The sequence below is a fragment of the Streptomyces sp. NPDC050263 genome (genome assembly GCF_040655955.1).
In the GTDB taxonomy this organism is placed as follows: Bacteria; Actinomycetota; Actinomycetes; order Streptomycetales; family Streptomycetaceae; genus Streptomyces.
Map to the genome: position 1 here is coordinate 22,255 of NZ_JBFAKW010000055.1, position 17,889 is coordinate 40,143.

Genomic DNA, 17,889 nt, shown 5'->3' on the forward strand with positions numbered 1-17,889 from the left:
GCGCATGACGGACCTACGGTTGTTGCCATGACCCAAACGCACCAGCGCACCCCCCACCACGGCGAAGGCGGTCACCACCCCGACCACGGGCTCACCGGCACCAACCGCGACCGGCCCGGCTCGGCCCAGGCACTCGCCGCCGTACGCGCTGGCGACACCCTGGTCGTCCCGAAACTGGACCGGCTCGCCCGCTCGGTCCCTGACGCCCGCGATATCGGCGACTCGCTCACCGCCCGCGGCGTCAAGCTCTCGCTCGGCGGCGCGCTCTACGACCCGGGTGACCCGATGGGCAAGATGTTCTTCAACATCCTGGCCACGTTCGCCAAGTTCGAGGTCGACCTCCTGCGGATGAGGACCCGTGAGGGTATGGCCGTGGCGAAGGCCAAGGGGAAGCTGCGCGGCAAGCAGCCCAAGCTGACAACCCGGCAGCAGGCCCACCTGGTCAAAGAGCACCGTAGCGGCGAGCACACCATCGCCGACCTTGCTGAGCTCTTCTCCGTCAGCAGGGCCACGGTCTACCGCGTCCTGGAACGCCACCAGACCTCCGTGGCACCGTCAACATCCGGCGGGCAGTGACGTGCTCCCTTTCGTCTACCGGATCACCAAGTACGATCCCGCCGACCGCGATGAACACGGCAGCTACATCGGCACCGCCGAGGCGGTCAGCGATCACGGACCTGTCGAATCGGCCTACCTGCAGGCGGTGGCCGCATTTGCCGAACACGCCGGCATCGACCGCTTGGCTGTCCGAGAGCCGCAGATCGCACCCGGCCTTGTCGACTTCGGCGCGGAGCCGGCCATCGAAGGGCATGGACTGGCCGGACTCTTCCCATCCGATCTCGCAGGCTTCCACGACGGCGCGCAGGTCTCGCTCGCCCTCGGCCTGGAACTGGTCCGGGCGATGCTCCGCGACAACGGCGCCTGGTGCCGCCTGGAAGTGGAAGGCAGGTTCACCATCCACGTCGGATGGGACCAGTACGTCTACATCGGCAGCAGCGAGCCCTGCGAGGAAGCACTGGCCCGCACCGGCGCACTCGGCCTGTTCCCGGAACGTCTGGACGCCTCCCCCTACGACGCTGACTACGACGAGCCGGGTGAACAGCGTCCCGCCGACGACGTCTTCTGGGCCCGGCTGCGCCGGTGCGTCGCCGTGTGCCAGGCAGCGATCCTGGAGGAGATCTACGCCGACAACGCCACTCGCTGGCACCGGCTCGACGACGGCACCCTCGACGAAGTCCGCGCTCGACTGACCCCCCGCGCTCAGCTGGCCGTCTGGCCGGACCTGTCCACCGACGTAGCCGCCGTCCTCGCGGGTCTCCCCGAAGAGGGGCTGATCGAGCTCGTCTGGGAGGATGCAGACGGTCAGATCACGAGCACCACCGCCGACGAGACCCAGTTCGCGGGGCTCGCAGCGAAGATCACCGGTGCCCGCGCCGCATCTGCTCTGTCCGTGTATACCGACGAACGCCAGCCTCTGTTCACCGCCGTCCTACCCGACAGCGACGGCGTCCTGCGAGCCCGCTGGAGGACTGAGCCGACCCAGAGCGACCGCCACTGGGCCATCCTCAAGACTCTGTACCGAGGCCAGGTCATCACCGGGACGGTGACCGAGATCGCCAGCTTCGGTGTCACGTTCGTGGACATCGGCGGCTTCACCGCGATGATCAACATTCCCGAACTGTCCTGGCGGCACATCGACTACCCCTCCGACGTCGTCACTGTCGGTCAGGAGATCACCACCGAGATCCTCGACGTCGACATGGTGCGGGAGCGTGTGCCGCTATCGCTGAAGTCGCTGCAGGCGGATCCGATGCTGGATTTCGCGCGGCGGGTCGGTCAGATCGTCACCGGCCCCGTCACGAAGCTCGTCCCGTTCGGCGCCTTCGTCCGCGTCGAGGACTCCGAGGACGGTTTCGAGGGACTGGTCCACAACACCGAACTGGCCGACGCGCACGTGGAAAGGCCCGAAGACGTCGTCCAGGTCGGCGAAGCACTCACCGTCAAGATCCTCGAAGTCGACCCCACCCGGCGCCGGATCGCACTGTCACGCAAGCAGGCACTGGCCGTCGCCCCAGAGGGGCACCGTCATTCTTGACGAGGGAGTCGACTCGATACAGCCCCACAGCGGGCCTGCAGAGGACTGCGGACATCAGCGCAGACGACTACGGAATCCGACAGCAACCCACTGCCGGATCGGCACCGGATCGTGCCCATGAAACGGTGTCAGAAAGTCGATGTGCTCAAGAATTTGAGGAGCACCCTTCACTTCACTCGATCCGGTTGTCGGCGAAGTGGGGAAGCTCGGTGAGCGGCTGGCCGCCGACGGCCCGATTGTGCTGCTGTGTCAGGAACGGCTCACCTCGCTGCGCGCCGCCCGGCCCGACCGGGAGCGGCTCCAGGGAGTCCTCGCGGCCGTCTGGGCTGAGGCCCTATCCGCGAGCGATTCGTGCAGGCGCAGGAAGCGGCAATTTTAGGTGATTACCTGCGGCGCCCGACGCGCGATCCACAGCCTGATCACGCTATGCGCATGATCAAGTACGGTCTGTGCGATGCCTCCCGCAAGTGGAGGCTCCTGACCGGAAACAGGAGTGACGTGACGGCGTCCAAGGCGCAACGACCGGGAACCGACAAGTGGGAGTCCGTGGGCCCCTGCAGCGCAGCAGCGACGGTGGAGTGCTTGCCGGGACCGAAGGGGGGGCTCTCTGATCCTGGTTTCCTCTCCCGCCACGGTGGGCGGCTTCTGGAGCGAGGACGGCGGGCACGGGCACGTAGCGGTAGAGGCGCTCGTACGCGGTCAGCTTGGCGGCCAGGCGCTCGGGGCCCCATGGTGGCCCGGTCGACTTCCACGAACGCCCGCAGCATCGACCCGTTGTCCCCGGCGACGGGGCCGCGCCGGTAGTACAGGAGCGCATAGGGGATGACGGCCTCGCCGCTCCCGATCGGGTGGCGGACCTCGGGGATCCAGTCCAGCGGCTCGCACAGCTCCTCGCGGCGGCGGGCGTCCTCGAGGAAGACGAGCGCGGTCTCGGTCACGGTCGGCGTGTGGCCGGCCTTCAGCCGCACGGCGGTCGGATCGGAAACGGTCCTGGAGAGCCGACGCCCGCGCAGCTCGGGCCACTCGGAGGCGAGCTGCACGCCGTACGAGGTGGGGAACCGCCCCCTGGTCCGTCCGGCCTGCGGCAGCGTGATGCGGTCGACCACCCCCTCGGCGCGCAGCCTGGCCAGCCGCCGCCGGGTCTGCTCGATACGCACAGAGGGAGCGATCACCCGGTGCATCTGCTCGGTGGTGGCCATCCGGTACTGCGCCAGCACCCCCAGCGGGGCTTTTCAGCCATGCCCCCATAACGTCGCGGCACGGAAAGGTACTTCCGTACAGGAGGACCCGTCTGACATCTTGCATCCACCACTCGTTTCGTACGGCCCGGCCGGTGCCCTCAGCACGGCCGGGCCGTCTTCGGAGGACGCATTGATACCCCACATATCGAGCCGACCCAGACGCACGCTGGTGCTGGCGGCCACGCTCGGCGCCGCCCTCGCGTTCGGCGCCCCGGGCGCCCTCGCGGGCACGCTCCCCGTCGTCCCCTCCACCGCGCCGGCCGCCAGGGCCCACGCTCCGGCCGCCGTGCCGGCTTCCCAGAGTGCGACCTGGGTGGCCGGCACGCGTGCCTACCTCGTGATCACCGCCCCCGGTGACAGTTCGGCGGTCCGCTCCGCGATCGCGGCAGGCGGTGGCACCGTCTTCTCGGACTTCGACGCCATCGGCGTGATCGTCGCCCACTCGGCGTCCAGCGGATTCGCCGCCACCATGCGCGGCGTCGCCGGCGTGCAGCAGGTCGGCGCCACGCGCACCTCGGACGTCCCGGCCGACGCCTACAACCCGGCGCTCCCGGCCAATCCGGCTCAGGCCTCGACCCCGGCCGGAGAACCGGTCCGGGCCGACATGAGCCAGATCAAGGCCGACCAGGCCTGGGCCGTGAACCCGGGCTCCGCCTCGGTCAAGGTCGGCATCCTGGACACCGGTGTGGACGACCAGCACCAGGACCTGGCGCCCAACTTCGACGCGGCCGACTCGGTCTCCTGCGCCTACGGCAAGCCCGACACCCGTGCCGGCGCCTGGCGGGACGTCGACACGCACGGCACCCACGTAGCGGGCACCATCGCCGCGGCCAAGAACGGCAAGGGCGTCGTCGGCGTGGCCCCCGGGGTGACGATCTCCGCGGTCCGGGTCGCCGAGCCGGGCAACTCCTTCTTCTTCGCCGAGAACACCATCTGCGGCTTCGTCTGGGCCGGTGACCACGGCTTCAAGGTCACCAACAACAGCTATTACACGGACCCGTGGCAGTTCAACTGCCCGGACAACATCGACCAGGCCGCCATCATCGAGGGCGTCAAGCGCGCCCAGGAGTACGCCGAGGGCAAGGGCTCCCTCCAGATCGCCGCCGCGGGCAACGAGAACTACGACCTCGCCCACAAGACGACCGACTCCGCGAGCCCGAACGACTCGACGCCGGTCACCCGCACCATCACCAACGCCTGCCTCGACATCCCGACCGAGCTGCCGGGCGTGGTCACGGTCGCGGCCAACGGCACGGGCGTCACCAAGGCCTCGTTCTCCAACTACGGGCAGGGCGTCATCGACGTCGCGGCACCGGGCAGCAGCGTGTACTCCACCGTCCCCGGCGGCGGCTACGGCAGCAAGAGCGGCACCTCGATGGCCACCCCGCACGTGGTCGGCGTGGCGGCACTCATCGCCAGCGCCAACCCGGGCATCACCCCGGCGCAGATCCGCGCCAAGCTGGCCGCCCAGGCCAACGACATCGCCTGCCCCTCGGACAGCCGCTGCACAGGCACGACGGCCAACAACTCGTTCTTCGGCGAGGGACAGACCGACGCCCTCAAGGCCGTCGGTACCACCCCGCCGCCCGGCAAGTACTTCGAGAACCTCGCGGACTTCGCCATCAACGACAACGCGACCGTGGAGAGCCCGATCGCCGTCACCGGCGTGACCGGCAACGCCCCGGCCACCCTCAAGGTGGGTGTGGACATCAAGCACACCTACACCGGTGACCTGAAGGTCGACCTGGTGGCGCCGGACGGCACCGTCCACACGCTGCACAACCACGCCGGCGGCAGCGCCGACAACATCGCCCAGACCTACACCGTGAACGCCTCCTCGGAGGTCGCGAACGGCACCTGGAAGCTGCGCGTCAACGACAACGCCGCCTCCGACACAGGCAAGATCGACGCCTGGAACCTGACCTTCTAGCGCAGGGCCCAGCACCGCCCGCGTACAGCACGCACTGCGCCGGCGACAGCTCCCCGCCCGCGGCCGCGGACAAGGCGGGCTGCGGTCTGTTCGGCCAGGGCTGCGAACTGCTGGGCGGCAGAGGGCATATGGGCCTCGGCGGCGGTGTACGCCGCGGTCGGGGCCACCATGCCGGAGGCGTCCAGGAAGGCCGCGGACGGCCTGGGGCCGGTGTCCAGCTCACCGTGCGCCTCCCTGAGGAGCTGCGGGGCCGTGTCCGCGCCGACCGTACGGGCAGCGGGGCCGCGGCTGCGCGCGCCGCGGCCCCGAGGAGTGCCAGCCAGCTCGAGCGGCGGGCCGCCGTCCAGCCCCGGACCGCGGAGGCGGCCTCGCCGCGGGAGGCGGGGCAGGGAGCTGCCGAACAATAACTCCTAGATATTGGTGAGGATTACCGGGGTGTTTGGTCGTGCCCGGCGATCGCGGCGAGCTGTTGTGCCGTGGTCACGGTGAGGGCGCCGGCCGGGACCGTGTACTCGAGCGCGGTGAGTACGGGTGTGGCCTCCCGGAGGGTCGCGCCGATCCGGCTCTTGGCCAGGCCGGTTGCCTCGGCGAGTGGCGTCTGGGCCATGAACCAGCGCTTCGTGAGGAGGAAGACGACAAGCTGGTCAACAACAGAGAGCCGTCTGCTGCCGGCGCCGGGGCCGCCGTCGGGGCGTTTGCCGGGCAGGAAGATCGGCGGGTGCTCGGCACACCAGGCTTGGTATCGGGCGCCGAGATCGTCGAAGGCGGCGGGTCCGAGTCCGGTGAGGCTCGGGTGCCGCAGCCATATGGGGAGCTTGTCGCCGGTGGGAAAGCGTCCGAACTCGACGCTGGGCGGGGACAATTCAGGAGCGAGCGGTTCGGGGCGCAACGTGGGGTCTCTGATCACTAGGAGATCCACATGTCGAAGACACCCCTGCTCGATCGCGAGGCCAAGCGGCGCTTGGCCGTCATACGCCATGTCGAAGAGGTAACCGGCAACGTCGCCAGGAGTTGCGGGCACTACGGCATCAGCCGACAGGCGTACTACATCTGGTACCGCCGCTACCAGGCGGAGGGCATCGAGAGGCTGCGCACTCGCTCGAAGGCGCCCAAGCACAGCCTGGGCCAGCTCGCTCGGCTGATAGGTCGTGCGCGAGACCGGATCGACCGGAACATAGGCAGGCCGCAGTTCCCGCACCCGCTCCTTGAGGATCGTCATCCCGCGTTCCCACCCGATCCGCTCCGCGATCACCGTGGCGGGCTCGCAGCTCGCGGGTCAGCAGGCAGAGGAGAGGCGGACCGCGGGGAGAACGGAAATCTAGGGCCGCTCGATCAGGGCAAGCAGGCTGCCGCTCCAGCGCTCCTCACCGTCTCCCGGCGGCGTCACACGTAGCCCGAACGCGTTCTCGGCGAGAGACAGCACGTTGTGGAGTGGGACGGGTTGACCGGGGACGAGGCCCAGTGGCCGCATCGCCTCATCGAGCTGTGCCGGTGACAGACCGGTCGGCTCCAACGGCCCGAGCGTATGGAAGCCGACGAGGATGTCACCGTCCGCCGCGTACGTGAACCAGTGCATCGGCTTCTCGTTGCAGTGCAGCACGACGGCCTCGGTCCCCATCGATACGGCGCAGAGGATCCGCTCGTCGAGACCGTGCATGCCGCCCTGCTTCCAGGCCCACGTCCACGCACCGTCGACGCCCGTCGTCACCACCGGCTCGTCATCATCGAGGAGGGTGTCGCCGTACTCGTCGTGCAGGCTCATTTCATCGCGCAGGGCCACGCTGTCCGGGTCGGCACCCATGCGAGTCAGCAGTACCTGCGGAGACACCCGTTTGGCGAAGGTCAGCGTATAGATGGGGACGTCTGCTCGGAAGAAATCCAGTCCACGGCCTCTGCCAGCGCTCATCATGCCGAGGATCCTGACACGCCCGGTCCCAGCCCCTGCGGGCGAGCTGCCCGCTCGCACGGGCCAACTACAACACTCGGGGGTCAACTACGGCGCTGAGTCACATGTGATTCTAGGCTCATGATCCAGCGTCCACGCTCTCGCGTGCTCGATTTTACGTTCGATTGCGTGAGGAGTGGGAGGTGGGTGTGATGATGTCCGTTCTCAGTAGATGTGGCAAGTCCCAGCGCTTCTGGCGAACGACTTGGCGGAGTCCCGGCGAAACTGGCCGGCCTGTTGTCCCGCCTCGCTGAAACTGGCGGATTCCCACTCGCTCTCATTCGTGCTGTCGGATCCTCTTTCGCAGCGCTCTGAGCGGCTGTCCGCTCTCGCTCCAGTGACTGGTCAGGGCTCCTGTGGATCAAAATCCAAGTGCGTGTGAGCTGGTTCTCACTCGTATACTCGTGCGAGCTCATGGAGGGGGAGGTGGAGACAGTGAAGCTTGCTGAGGCACTGGCAGAACGTGCGGAGGCGACGCGCCGTGTAGAACAGTTGCGAGCGCGCGTCGTCAGCAGTGCGCGGTACCAGGAGGGGGAGGCTCCCGCCGAGGATGCCGCCCAGTTGTTGGCTGAGGCCGGTGAGGTGCTGAGCTCTCTGGAAACGTTGATCCGGCGGATCAACCGGACTAATGCCACGGTGGAGATGGGTCCCGACGGCACGCTCACCGATGCCCTCGCACGCCGGGATGTCCTGAGGTTGCGTCACTCTGTGGTCACCGCGGCGGCGGACGCGGCGGCGGGTAGCGGCGAGCGGGGATACGGTCGGCAACTCCGGTCCGAGCTGATGATGCTTTCCGCGCTTCCGGTCGCGGAACTGCGCGGTCAGGCGGATGTTCTCGCGCGGGAGATCCGCGAGGTCGATGTGCGGATCCAGCGTACGAACTGGGAGGTGGATCTGCTGGACTGAGCAGTCCAGCATGCGGGGACGATGTGGAGCAGGTAGCAGCTTCGGAGGCGTGCACACACCGAGGGCCGGCGGTTTTCCAGCCCACTCCTGGCGCGTGAAGAGCAACGCGGGGGTTCGACTCCCCATCAACAGTGCAGCTCAGCACGGCGTACAGGTCAAGGTGCACATCGCACAGCACATCACCACGTGCAGATCCGAAGCGGTGAGGGTGGGTTCGGGGCTTTCCACGTCGCAGCACCACGGACAACCGTGATCCGAGCGTAACGGGGGCGTGCGAATGGCTGATCCGTACATCATTCTCAACGAGCTCGCCCAGGAGCTTCGGCCGATGTCACAGGGCATCGAGTGGTTCGAGAGCCTCTCCGCTGAAGAGCAGTCCAACACCCTGCGCCTCCTCTCGCATTTCTGCATGCAGGCCCGCGCCACCACCGAGGACGGCCCGGAAAGTATCCGACGTTCCGGACTTCGCGCCACGCACACACCGGCAGTTCTGATCGCACGAGGGCGGATCGACCAGCAACTCGGGAAGATCGCCAGTCTCACCCCGCACGACGAGCGCCTCAAGTCGTTCCGGCTGCTGATTGCGGTGCCGGCCGTCGCCGACGGACACCGACGGGAGCGCTTCTGCTCCGACGGTTGCGGCCACGCGTGGCATCGACTGGCTGCCGGCGCCCCCGTCGAGACGCTGACCTGACTCCTCGCGCTGGGACTCCCACTCGGGCCAGTCGTCGTTCCCTCGGCAGAGTCCGCTTTCCGCGCAGAGACGAACCGCACACCGTCATCCGAAGTCCCAGCCAAGCTGGATGAGCACAGGTCAACCGCACCGCTCGCTGCCAGTTCTACTGGGACACCATGAGGCCGGCGATCACCCGGAATCCCACCACCACTGTCCGCTCTCGCTCGATCTGTTGATTCTCAACGGAGTTGAGAATCAATCTGCGTCTTCTTGACGAGGTTGCTGCTCGGGTTTCGAGCAGGAGCCCAGTCATCGGGTGACGGAGGCGGTTGCTGATGGAGTGCGACGAGGCGCTTGATTCCGCGTTCGACGTCGGGTTCCAGGACGGTTCGGGGCGGAGCGACGTACTCCTTTGAAGTCGGCGTGCTCGACGGTGCGGTTCGAGGAGGTTCCGCCGGTCCGGGGGTTCCCTTCGGCTCGGGGGGCAGCGTTATTTCTCGGGGCTTTACTGGTCGGCGACGTCAGCTCGGCATGTGGGTTTCGAGTCCTGGCTGGAGCGGGACACCGCGATGCTCCTGGACTTTGATCCGCACGTGGTCGCATTCGCGTCGCAGCCGTTCTGGCTGTACTGGGACGACGGACGGCGGATGCGGCGACACGCTCCGGACTGGTTCGCCCGCTTGGATGACGAGTCAGGGGTGGTGATCGACTGCCGCCCGCCGGGGCGGATCGGGCCTCGGGACCAGGAAGCGTTCGATGCGACCGAGCGTGCGTGCGCCGCGGTGGGGTGGAGATTCCGGCTGGTCGGTGAGGTCGGCGAACACCAACCAACCGCCTCGCCCGCAGGATAACCGGCCCAATGACACGACTGTTCGAGCCGCGCCGGGCATGAACACCACTGTCCCCCCACCGGCGGAGTGGGCCCTCCGATACGGTCGCGCCATGACCGACGCCCTGCGCCCCTCCCCAAACCACCTGGGAGTACTGCCTGTCCGCCGCTGACGAGCTGGTGCTGTGGCACATGCGGCGGGGCGAGGACGTCCCGGAAACCGACCGCCCCCGGGTGGTGACGCTGATCGGCGCCGCCGCGTACGGCGCTGCGGGCCGACTCAACCATCCCGGTGCCCAGTTGAGGATCACCGACACGGATGGCATGCGGGTCACGTGCGTTGCCACCAACACCGCCGACCGTCCGGTAGCCCGGCTCGAGCTCCGTCACCGCCTGTGGGCCCGGGCCGAAGACCGGATCCGGGCCGCACGCGCGACCGGCCTGCGTAACCTGCCCCTGCACGACACCGCGCAGAACAAGGTGTGGCTGGAGATTGTCCAGCTCGCTCTCGACCTGCTGGCCTGGATGCCCATGCTCGCCCTGACCGGCCAGGCCCGCCTCTGGGAACCCCGCCGTCTGCGCTTCCGCCTGTTCTCCGTGGCCGGGCAACTCGTCACCATCGGCCGGTGCCTCATCCTGGGCCTCGCCCGCCACTGGCCCTGGACCGGTGAGGTCACCACCGCCCTCGAACGTCTTGCACTCCTGCCGAACCCCGGCTGACCGGGAACCTTCCCGCCCCTACGAGGGAACCAGTCCAGACCGGAGCAGTGGAACCCCGGCGTCCACCCGAGACGACACCCGGGCCCTCGGCCTGCCCACCATCAGCCACAGAAAGCGAAACGGTCCACCAACTACGTCGGCGGACCGTCACGAAAGATCGAGGTTAGGGCGCAGGTCTGGCGAGTACGTCAGGCGGTGCTACTCACCCGGTCGGCACGGTCGGCAGATCCCGGGCGGGTCTTCGTAGACTCCGCACCCGCTTTCATCCTCGATTACCACTCGGATGTTGTCGAAGATGAACCGTGCTTGCTTAGGTCGGTACTTGCCCTTCTCTCCGCGCACATGCCCCACGGTGATCTCGTGGATCTGCCGGAGCCTTTCGTCGACCTCCCGCGTCAACGCGCGCACGTGCTCGAGTTCCTTGTCTTCGAGCTGAACTGAATTCTCGGCCACCATTCCCGATTCCTCTCTCCGAAGAGATCGATTGCGTTGTCGTCGGCACGGGAGGTGCCACCCGTTGGCGACTGAGTTCCAGGCTCATGCGGATGATTACTGACGTCCAGCCCAGCTGGTCCGAATGGACTAAAGTCGAGGGTTCGTTGAGCTCGTTCTGCCCGACGGTGACCCGCAGCAGCGACGTGACCTGGAGCCGGCCGGGAGGTATCAGTACCGCCTCTACGACGACGGCAAGCTGCTCTACTCGCCTCCGGACCTGCAACTGCGCGAGACCCGGCGGGAGAGCGACGGGGCGCTGGTGGCCATGGGATCCCCCTGACCCCCGCACCTCTTTCAGGCGGCGAGGACGTCGCGCAACTCCCGTACCGCACGCTCACGGTGGTGCTGAGCGGGGATCGCTTCCGGTGCGCCACACTGGAAGGAGGCGGCCGACGCCGTCGCCCAACCCTCCCTGACCGCGCCGTCGACGAAGGCATCGCCTACCGGGCGGAGCTGTCGGTCCGCGTCGATGACCCAGTCCTGTCCGACGACCCGATCCTTCAGCACGACCTCCAACTGCCGGACTCATGGTGGAACGACCTCGCCGGGACGCTGGAGAAAGTGGCGGCCGTCGACACCGGCCGCGTCGCCGTACGGCAGCAATACATGGAGCGGGCCATCCCCGAGTTCGTGGGCATCCCGGCTCCGGCCGTCTCCTGCTGGACCACAGCCCATGCGGATGTGCACTGGGCGAACCTCACCGAACCGCTGTGCCTGCTGGACTGGGAAGGATGGGGCATGGCCCCGGAGGGGTTCGACGCCGCCACTCTCTACGCCTACTCGCTGCTCCAGCCGGACACTGCCGTCCGCGTCCGCGTCGCCTTCCCCGTGCTGGGCAGTCCGGCCGGCCTCGCCGCCGAAGCGACCGTGTGCGCACAGCTGCTCCAGACCGTGGCCCGCGGAGACAACCTGGTCCTCGAAGGACCGCTTCGGAAAAACTGGGCTGAGGCACTCCGCCGCCGCTGAGCCCGCGTGGTCGCCCCGACCATGAGGCCAACCACGCCGGGTGCGACCCCCGACCACGGCGCCGGACGGGGGCGTGTCCGAAGCGACACGCAATTCGAACAAGCGATCTAATGCCGGTGTGGGCGTGACCGACTTCCCCGACGACCTGGTGCAGACGCACAGCTTCTTCCTGCATGAAGTGATCCTGGTCCAGGCCCAGTCGTGGACCGCCATCGTGTCGTGAGCGATGCCCGCGACATGGCGAGCTGTCTCATGTGCCCGCTGGATCCAGTCCGCGATCGGGTCTTCGTCCCGGACCCGATTGAATCGTTGACGGGCGACTTCGGGCTGTCCCGCCATTGCGGCCACGCCCGCGTGGAAGTCCTCCCACAGGTAGCCGGGACGGCTGGGACGTCCCAGCAGCGCCTCGGCCGTGGTGCCGAGGTCGACGAACCGGTACTGAGGTCCATGACCCGCTGCTCGGCTTCCTGGAAGAGCGCGGCCGCGACGGTGGTGAACTGTGCTTCGTTGCGGAAGTCCTCTGCCGGCCGGACCTGTTCGGCGAAGTCGAAGGCCAGGTGCCCGAGGTCCCACCACAGCCACATCATTGGACGGTTACCCGGACACGCCCGCTCACGCGATTCTGTACAGGCCAGGGCAGCACACCGCCGCCCCCGTCTCAGCGGCGCGCCGACGCGCGGTGCCGGCTGCAGCTCGGTGCTCAGCGACACCGGTTCCGCCCCGTCCGAAAGGGATCACCATGCCGTTCATCACCGTCGGCCAGGAGAACAACGCCGACATCGAGCTGTACTACGAGGACCACGGCACGGGGCAGCCGGTCGTCCTCATCCATGGCTTCCCGCTCGACGGGCATTCGTGGGAGAAGCAGTCGGCGGCGCTGCTGGCGGCGGGCCACCGCGTCATCACCTACGACCGGCGTGGTTTCGGCCAGTCCAGCCAGCCCACCACGGGGTACGACTACGACACGTTCGCCGCCGACCTCAACACCGTGCTGGAGAAGCTCGACGTACGTGACGCCGTCCTCGTCGGCTTCTCGATGGGCACCGGGGAGGCGGCCCGCTATCTGGGCACCTACGGGTCGGCGCGCATCGCCAAGGTCGCGTTCCTCGGCTCTCTGGAGCCGATGCCGCTCAAGAGCGACGACAACCCGGCGGGCGCGGCGACCGCGGACTTCTTCCAGGGTGTCTCCGACGCGGTGAAGGCCGACCGGTTCGCCTACTACACGGCGTTCTACCAGGACTTCTACAACCTGGACGAGAACCTGGGCACGCGCATCAGCGAAGAGGCCGTCCGCAACAGCTGGAACGTCGCCGCGGGCGGCGGTGCCCACGCGGCCGCCGCCGCACCGCTGACCTGGGGCACCGACTTCCGCCAGGACATTCCCAAGATCGACGTTCCGGCGCTCATCCTGCACGGCACCGGCGACCGGATCCTGCCGGTCGAGTCCACGGCCCGCCTCTTCCACCAGGCCCTCCCCTCCGCCGACTACGTGGAGATCGAGGGCGCGCCGCACGGGCTGCTGTGGACCCACGCGGACGAGGTGAACGAGGCACTGCTGGAGTTCCTGGCCAAGTAACAACACCCCGGCGCGAGTACGGCAGGCTCCTCGCCGTACTCGCACAGCCGACCGGCACCTGGTAGCGGCTGTTCGGCAGGCCCGCCCGGCCCGAGGCGACCGATCAGAGGCGCGCGACCGCCCGCGCGGACGGTCACCGCCCGCCCGGCACGACGGACGGGGGTCGCGTCGACCGGCGCACCGTCGAGGTGTCGACGGACGAGGCGGACGAGGTGTCGACGGACGACGGAGACCGCGGGGGCGGGACGACGGCCCGTGCCCCGGGCCGAGGCTCTGTCACCGGGCGCCGGAGCGGTCGCCGCCATCCGACGCCGCACGCTGGCGACCAGCGACCGGCTGGTGTCCAGCACCGCGTCGAGGGCCTGCTCGGAGCTCGAACCGGCCTTCTGGTGGAGTACGACGCCCACGACCAGCCGGTCGTTTCCGGCGCGGTCCGGCGCGGTGGCCGCCCACATCAGGTTGCCGCCCGCCGGGGAACTGGACCCCGTCTTGACGCCGATCACGCCGTTCTCACCGACCAGCCGGGCATTCCCGTCCGCGTCCGCAGCCGGCGCGGGCCCGGCCGCGCCGAACGTGGCGCGGCGCAGCAGCGAGCGGATCCGGGCCACCAGTACGGCGGTGTCCACGGGTTTGACCGCGTAGTCGTCGGCGCCGGCCTCCAGGCCCGAGACCACGTCCAGGGCGTCGCCGCGCGCGGACATCATCAGGACGGGGACGGTACTGGCCTCCCGGACGCGTCGGCACAGTCCGATGCCGTCGAGTCCGGGCAGCATCACCTCCAGCCGCAGCATGTCGTGCCCGCCCTCCCGGAACCGTTCGAGGCCGGTCAGGCCGTCTGCCGCCGTGTCGATCCGGTATCCGTAGCGCTCCAGGGCCAGCGCCACGGATCTGCGGATCACCTCGTCGTCCTCGACGAGCAGGATCGAGACGGAGGGCGGGATGCCTTCCGGTGTCGGCACGGCCGACATGTGTTCCCCTCCGGACGCGATGACGGAGGCCCATCATGCCGTCAGGTGTGCGAGCGTCGGGGCACGGGGGCGGACCGGGCCCACCGACGACGAGTCGGTGGCGATGTTCTGTTCCCGCGAGGCATCGACGTGGTCGTCCGCCGCGTTGCGCGACGGCGATGTCCGGTTGCCCGCCGAAAGCGCGGTCGCGCGTCGGCATCTCCCGAACGGAAACGAGGTCAGTGGCTGGAGCCCGCTGCCTCGATCTCGGTGCGGTCGCCGGACCACAGGGTGTGGAACGTGCCTTCCATGTCGGTACGCCGGTAGGTGTGGGCGCCGAAGAAGTCGCGCTGTCCCTGGATGAGCGCTGCGGGGAGCCGCTCGGCGGCCAGCGAGTCGAAGTAGCCGAGTGCGGAACTGAACCCCGGGACCGGTACGCCGGAGAGTGCGGCGGTGGCGACGATGCCACGCCAGGCGGCCTCTCCCTCGGTGACGGCCTGCGCGAAATACGGTGCTTCGAGCAGCGTGGCGATGTCCGGATTCTCGGTGTACGCCTCCGCGATACGGTTGAGGAAGCGCGCGCGGATGATGCAGCCGCCGCGCCAGATCTTGGCGACCCTGTCCTTGTGGATGTCCCAGCCGTACTTCTGGGCGCCGGCGACGATGGCGTCGAAACCTTGCGCGTAGGCGACGACCTTCGAAGCGTAGAGGGCCTTGGCGACATCCTCCGCGAAGCCGGAGTCGACCTTCTGTACTTCCGTGCGGGAGGCGACCAGCCGCCGCACCGCCGCGCGCTGCGCCGGCTTCGAGGAGACGGCACGGGCGAACACGGCTTCGGCGATGCCGCCCACCGGGATGCCGAGATCGAGGGCGTTCTGCACGGTCCACACACCGGTGCCCTTGGAGCCGGCCTGGTCGAGCACGACATCCACGAACGGCTTTCCGGTGGCGGCGTCGACCTGGCGCAGGATGTCTGCGGTGATCTCGATCAGGTAGGACTCGAGCGGGCCCTTGTTCCACTCGGTGAAGATGTCGGCGATGGCCCGCGGCTGGAGACCGCCCACCGTCCGCAGGAGGTCGTACGCCTCGCCGATCAACTGCATGTCGGCGTACTCGATCCCGTTGTGGATCATCTTGACGAAGTGACCGGCGCCGTCGGTGCCCACGTGCGTGACACAGGGCTCGCCCTCGGCGACCGCGGCGATCGACGCGAGGATCGGCCCGAGGGTCCGGTACGACTCCTGCGAGCCGCCCGGCATGATCGACGGGCCGTTGAGCGCACCCTCCTCGCCGCCGGAGATGCCGACGCCGACGAAGTGGATGCCGGTGGGAGCCATTCGCTGCTCACGGGCGATGGTGTCCTGGAAGTTCGCGTTGCCGCCGTCGACGATGATGTCGCCGGGCTCGAAGCGTTCGGCGAGCTGGTCGATGACCGCGTCCGTGCCCGCTCCTGCCTGCACCATGATGATCGCGGTGCGCGGCCTCGCCAGTGACGCGACGAACTCGTCGATCGAAGCGGCGGCGATGAAGCCCGCCTCGGGGTGCCCGTCGACGAGTTCTTCGGTACGAGCAGGAGTGCGGTTGTGGACGGCGACGGTGTTGCCCTCGCGGGAAGCGAGGTTGCGCGCCAGGTTCGATCCCATCACCGCCAGCCCGACGACGCCTATGTTTGCCGCTGTGCCGGTGTTCATCCGGACCTCTTTCGATCAGTGGGGACGGGCGAGCCCGTACGTGTCGTCGGTATCAGAACGTGAGGAGCACTTTGCCCGAGACCGAGGCGTCGGCGGCGACGGCGAAGGCATCGAGCGCGTCGTCGAGCCCGAAGGTGTGGGTGATCACCGGGCCGACTGCCAGGGACCCGTCGGCCATGGCTGCGATGACCTGGTCGATCTCGTCGTTGAACCGGAACGAGCCGACCAGGCGCAGCTCTCTGGTGATGGCGTGCGCGATCGGCACGGGCTGGTCGCCATTGGGCAGGAGGCCGACCATGACCACCGTTGCGCCCCGGGTGGCACCGGCGATGGCGGAGGCGAGACCACGGTGGTTGCCGGAGGACTCGATCACCACATCGGCGTCCACGGCGGCGATGCCTTCGGCGTCACCGGCATGGAGCGTCCGCGTCGCTCCGACCGCGCCGGCGATGTCGAGAGGCTTCGCGTGCAGGTCGACAGCCACGATCTCCGAGGCTCCGGCCCGCGCCGCCACCGCGACGGCGAGAGCGCCGATGGGCCCGCTGCCGACGACCAGGACACGCTTGCCTCGGAGGTCGCCCGCCTGTGACACGGCGTGCCACGCGACGGCGGCCGGCTCGGCCAGGGCCGCGACGCGCAGGTCGAGTCCGGCGGGCAGTTCGCGCAGCATCGCCGAGGGAAGCACGACCTCGCGGGCGAAGGCACCCTCGGTGTGGGGGAACCGCGCGGCCGAGCCGAGGTAGCGCACACCCGGGGAGAGGTTGGGCCGGTCGTGGGGGAAGCGGACGTCGGTGTCCTCGCGCGTCGCGGGGTGGACCGCGACCCGGGCGCCTTCGGCCGGTCCGGTTCCGTCGGCCGCCGCCCGTACGACGGTTCCGACCACCTCGTGTCCGAGGACCATCGGTGCCCGCAGGACGGATTGCCCTACGGCACCGTGGCGCCAGTAGTGCAGGTCGGAGCCGCAGATGCCGCCGTAGGCGACGGCGACGACCGCCTCGCCGGGCTCGGGGGGGCGTACGGCGACACGCTCGATCCGGACGTCGTCGGCGCCGTGGGCGACGACCGCGGTGGTGGTGCTGGGGGTCATGGACGTTCCCTTCTCAGACGACGACCGTCATACCGCCGTCGACGAAGATGATCTGGCCGTTGACGTAGTCGGACGCGCTGGACGCGAGCCATACGGTGGGGCCGACCACGTCGGTCACCGTCCCCCAGCGCCGGGCGGGGGTGCGGCCGAGAATCCAGGCGTTGAACTCGTCGTCGTCCACGAGGTTCTGCGTCATCTCGGTGTGGATGTATCCGGGCGCGATTGCGTTGATCTGCAGTCCTTCGCCTGCCCATTCCGCCGTCATGGCCCGGGTGAGGTTGCGCAGGCCGCCCTTGGCCGCCGTGTAGGGGCCGATGGTCGGGCGGGCGAGGTCGGTCTGGACCGAGCAGATGTTGATGATCTTGCCGGTGCGGCGCGGCAGCATCCGGCGGGCGACATGGCGGCCCACGACGAAGGCGCCGGTGAGGTCGGTGTCGACGACCCGTCGCCAGTCGTCGAGGCTCACCTCGACGAGGGGTTCGCGGTGCTGGACGCCGGCGTTGTTCACCAGGACGTCGATGGCGCCGACCTCGGACTCGATCGACGCCACGGCCTTGGCCACGGCGTCCTCCGCGACGATGTCGAACGCGCGTGCCGCGACACGGTCGTCGCCGAACCGGCGGGCGAGCGCCGTGCGTGTTGTGTCGAGCCGGCCCGGGTCGATGCCGTTGAGAACGACGGTGGCCCCGGCGTCCGCGAGTCCGGTGGCGATGCCGAGTCCGATGCCCCGGCTCGATCCGGTGACCAGGGCGACTTTGCCGGTGAGGTCGAAGGGGGACGTCATG

15 protein-coding genes and 5 pseudogenes are annotated in these 17,889 nt (G+C 68.8%); 10 read left to right on the forward strand and 10 right to left on the reverse strand.

Annotated features, from left to right (window positions below; translation table 11 throughout):
- The first annotated feature begins 27 nt into the window (after positions 1-27).
- Positions 28-576: a recombinase family protein gene (locus AB0J04_RS24095; RefSeq protein WP_363170614.1), complete on the forward strand. Its 549-nt coding sequence runs from the start codon at positions 28-30 to the stop codon at positions 574-576.
- A 1-nt stretch (position 577) separates the two neighbouring features.
- Positions 578-2,095 (forward strand): S1 RNA-binding domain-containing protein, encoded by a 1,518-nt coding sequence (locus tag AB0J04_RS24100; RefSeq protein WP_363170615.1) that lies wholly within the window; start codon positions 578-580, stop codon positions 2,093-2,095.
- A gap of 419 nt (positions 2,096-2,514) precedes the next feature.
- Here the strand turns inward: AB0J04_RS24100 and AB0J04_RS24105 are convergent, their stop codons facing one another.
- A complete protein-coding gene (locus tag AB0J04_RS24105) occupies positions 2,515-3,294 on the reverse strand; it encodes a replication-relaxation family protein (protein WP_363170616.1) in 780 nt (259 codons plus the stop codon).
- Positions 3,295-3,505: 211 nt separating this feature from the next.
- Between AB0J04_RS24105 and AB0J04_RS24110 the strand changes: the two genes are divergently transcribed.
- A complete protein-coding gene (locus tag AB0J04_RS24110; protein WP_363170617.1) occupies positions 3,506-5,266 on the forward strand; it encodes a S8 family serine peptidase in 1,761 nt (586 codons plus the stop codon).
- Here the strand turns inward: AB0J04_RS24110 and AB0J04_RS24115 are convergent.
- Both AB0J04_RS24115 and AB0J04_RS24120 read right to left on the reverse strand, forming a co-directional pair.
- Positions 5,263-5,670: a hypothetical protein gene (locus AB0J04_RS24115; protein WP_363170618.1), complete on the reverse strand. Its 408-nt coding sequence runs from the start codon at positions 5,668-5,670 to the stop codon at positions 5,263-5,265. The two genes, AB0J04_RS24110 and AB0J04_RS24115, sit on opposite strands and share 4 nt — an antisense overlap.
- A gap of 23 nt (positions 5,671-5,693) precedes the next feature.
- Positions 5,694-6,158 (reverse strand): annotated as a pseudogene (locus tag AB0J04_RS24120) (ISAzo13 family transposase); the annotation flags it as partial.
- A 27-nt stretch (positions 6,159-6,185) separates the two neighbouring features.
- Between AB0J04_RS24120 and AB0J04_RS24125 the strand changes: the two are divergent.
- Positions 6,186-6,326 (forward strand): annotated as a pseudogene (locus tag AB0J04_RS24125) (IS481 family transposase); the annotation flags it as partial.
- Between the two features lie 60 nt (positions 6,327-6,386).
- Here the strand turns inward: AB0J04_RS24125 and AB0J04_RS24130 are convergent.
- Positions 6,387-6,527 (reverse strand): annotated as a pseudogene (locus tag AB0J04_RS24130) (IS21 family transposase); the annotation flags it as partial.
- Between the two features lie 57 nt (positions 6,528-6,584).
- The gene (locus AB0J04_RS24135) at positions 6,585-7,175 is read right to left on the reverse strand and encodes a DUF6461 domain-containing protein (protein WP_363170619.1); all 591 of its coding nucleotides are present in this window, start codon (positions 7,173-7,175) and stop codon (positions 6,585-6,587) included.
- Between the two features lie 471 nt (positions 7,176-7,646).
- Between AB0J04_RS24135 and AB0J04_RS24140 the strand changes: the two genes are divergently transcribed.
- The 4 genes and pseudogenes from AB0J04_RS24140 to AB0J04_RS24155 all read left to right on the forward strand — a co-directional run.
- Entirely contained in the window at positions 7,647-8,117 is a 471-nt protein-coding gene (locus AB0J04_RS24140; RefSeq protein WP_363170645.1) for a DIP1984 family protein, read from the forward strand.
- A 277-nt stretch (positions 8,118-8,394) separates the two neighbouring features.
- Positions 8,395-8,811, forward strand: a complete 417-nt coding sequence (locus AB0J04_RS24145; RefSeq protein ID WP_363170620.1) for a DUF5958 family protein — start codon at positions 8,395-8,397, stop codon at positions 8,809-8,811.
- Positions 8,812-9,326: 515 nt separating this feature from the next.
- A complete protein-coding gene (locus tag AB0J04_RS24150) occupies positions 9,327-9,644 on the forward strand; it encodes a TnsA-like heteromeric transposase endonuclease subunit (RefSeq protein ID WP_363170621.1) in 318 nt (105 codons plus the stop codon).
- A 263-nt stretch (positions 9,645-9,907) separates the two neighbouring features.
- Positions 9,908-10,342, forward strand: a pseudogene (locus AB0J04_RS24155) (transposase); the annotation flags it as partial.
- A 198-nt stretch (positions 10,343-10,540) separates the two neighbouring features.
- Here the strand turns inward: AB0J04_RS24155 and AB0J04_RS24160 are convergent.
- Positions 10,541-10,798 (reverse strand): hypothetical protein, encoded by a 258-nt coding sequence (locus AB0J04_RS24160; protein WP_363170622.1) that lies wholly within the window; start codon positions 10,796-10,798, stop codon positions 10,541-10,543.
- A gap of 381 nt (positions 10,799-11,179) precedes the next feature.
- Here AB0J04_RS24160 and AB0J04_RS24165 point away from each other — a divergent pair, with 381 nt between their 5' ends.
- Positions 11,180-11,803: a hypothetical protein gene (locus AB0J04_RS24165; protein WP_363170623.1), complete on the forward strand. Its 624-nt coding sequence runs from the start codon at positions 11,180-11,182 to the stop codon at positions 11,801-11,803.
- Positions 11,804-12,542: 739 nt separating this feature from the next.
- The gene (locus AB0J04_RS24170; RefSeq protein ID WP_363170624.1) at positions 12,543-13,379 is read left to right on the forward strand and encodes an alpha/beta hydrolase; all 837 of its coding nucleotides are present in this window, start codon (positions 12,543-12,545) and stop codon (positions 13,377-13,379) included.
- 560 nt (positions 13,380-13,939) lie between these two features.
- Here the strand turns inward: AB0J04_RS24170 and AB0J04_RS24175 are convergent.
- The 4 genes and pseudogenes from AB0J04_RS24175 to AB0J04_RS24190 all read right to left on the reverse strand — a co-directional run.
- A pseudogene (locus AB0J04_RS24175) lies at positions 13,940-14,347 on the reverse strand (response regulator transcription factor); the annotation flags it as partial.
- A 218-nt stretch (positions 14,348-14,565) separates the two neighbouring features.
- Complete coding sequence (gene gndA, locus AB0J04_RS24180; RefSeq protein WP_363170625.1) at positions 14,566-16,017, reverse strand: NADP-dependent phosphogluconate dehydrogenase; 1,452 nt, start codon at positions 16,015-16,017, stop codon at positions 14,566-14,568.
- Between the two features lie 52 nt (positions 16,018-16,069).
- Positions 16,070-17,104: a zinc-binding dehydrogenase gene (locus AB0J04_RS24185; protein WP_363170626.1), complete on the reverse strand. Its 1,035-nt coding sequence runs from the start codon at positions 17,102-17,104 to the stop codon at positions 16,070-16,072.
- A 13-nt stretch (positions 17,105-17,117) separates the two neighbouring features.
- Positions 17,118-17,888, reverse strand: coding sequence for an SDR family oxidoreductase (locus AB0J04_RS24190; RefSeq protein ID WP_363170627.1), 771 nt, complete (start codon positions 17,886-17,888; stop codon positions 17,118-17,120).
- Between the last annotated feature and the right edge of the window lies 1 nt (position 17,889).

Excerpts from the sequence above, each read along its gene's own strand:
- AB0J04_RS24095 (WP_363170614.1), top strand. The coding sequence starts at position 28 with ATGACCCAAACGCACCAGCGCACCCCCCACCACGGCGAAGGCGGTCAC.
- AB0J04_RS24105 (WP_363170616.1), bottom strand. The coding sequence starts at position 3,294 with ATGGCCACCACCGAGCAGATGCACCGGGTGATCGCTCCCTCTGTGCGT.
- AB0J04_RS24135 (WP_363170619.1), bottom strand. The coding sequence starts at position 7,175 with ATGATGAGCGCTGGCAGAGGCCGTGGACTGGATTTCTTCCGAGCAGAC.
- AB0J04_RS24145 (WP_363170620.1), top strand. The coding sequence starts at position 8,395 with ATGGCTGATCCGTACATCATTCTCAACGAGCTCGCCCAGGAGCTTCGG.
- AB0J04_RS24160 (WP_363170622.1), bottom strand. The coding sequence starts at position 10,798 with ATGGTGGCCGAGAATTCAGTTCAGCTCGAAGACAAGGAACTCGAGCAC.
- AB0J04_RS24170 (WP_363170624.1), top strand. The coding sequence starts at position 12,543 with ATGCCGTTCATCACCGTCGGCCAGGAGAACAACGCCGACATCGAGCTG.
- gndA (WP_363170625.1), bottom strand. The coding sequence starts at position 16,017 with ATGAACACCGGCACAGCGGCAAACATAGGCGTCGTCGGGCTGGCGGTG.
- AB0J04_RS24185 (WP_363170626.1), bottom strand. The coding sequence starts at position 17,104 with ATGACCCCCAGCACCACCACCGCGGTCGTCGCCCACGGCGCCGACGAC.
- AB0J04_RS24190 (WP_363170627.1), bottom strand. The coding sequence starts at position 17,888 with ATGACGTCCCCCTTCGACCTCACCGGCAAAGTCGCCCTGGTCACCGGA.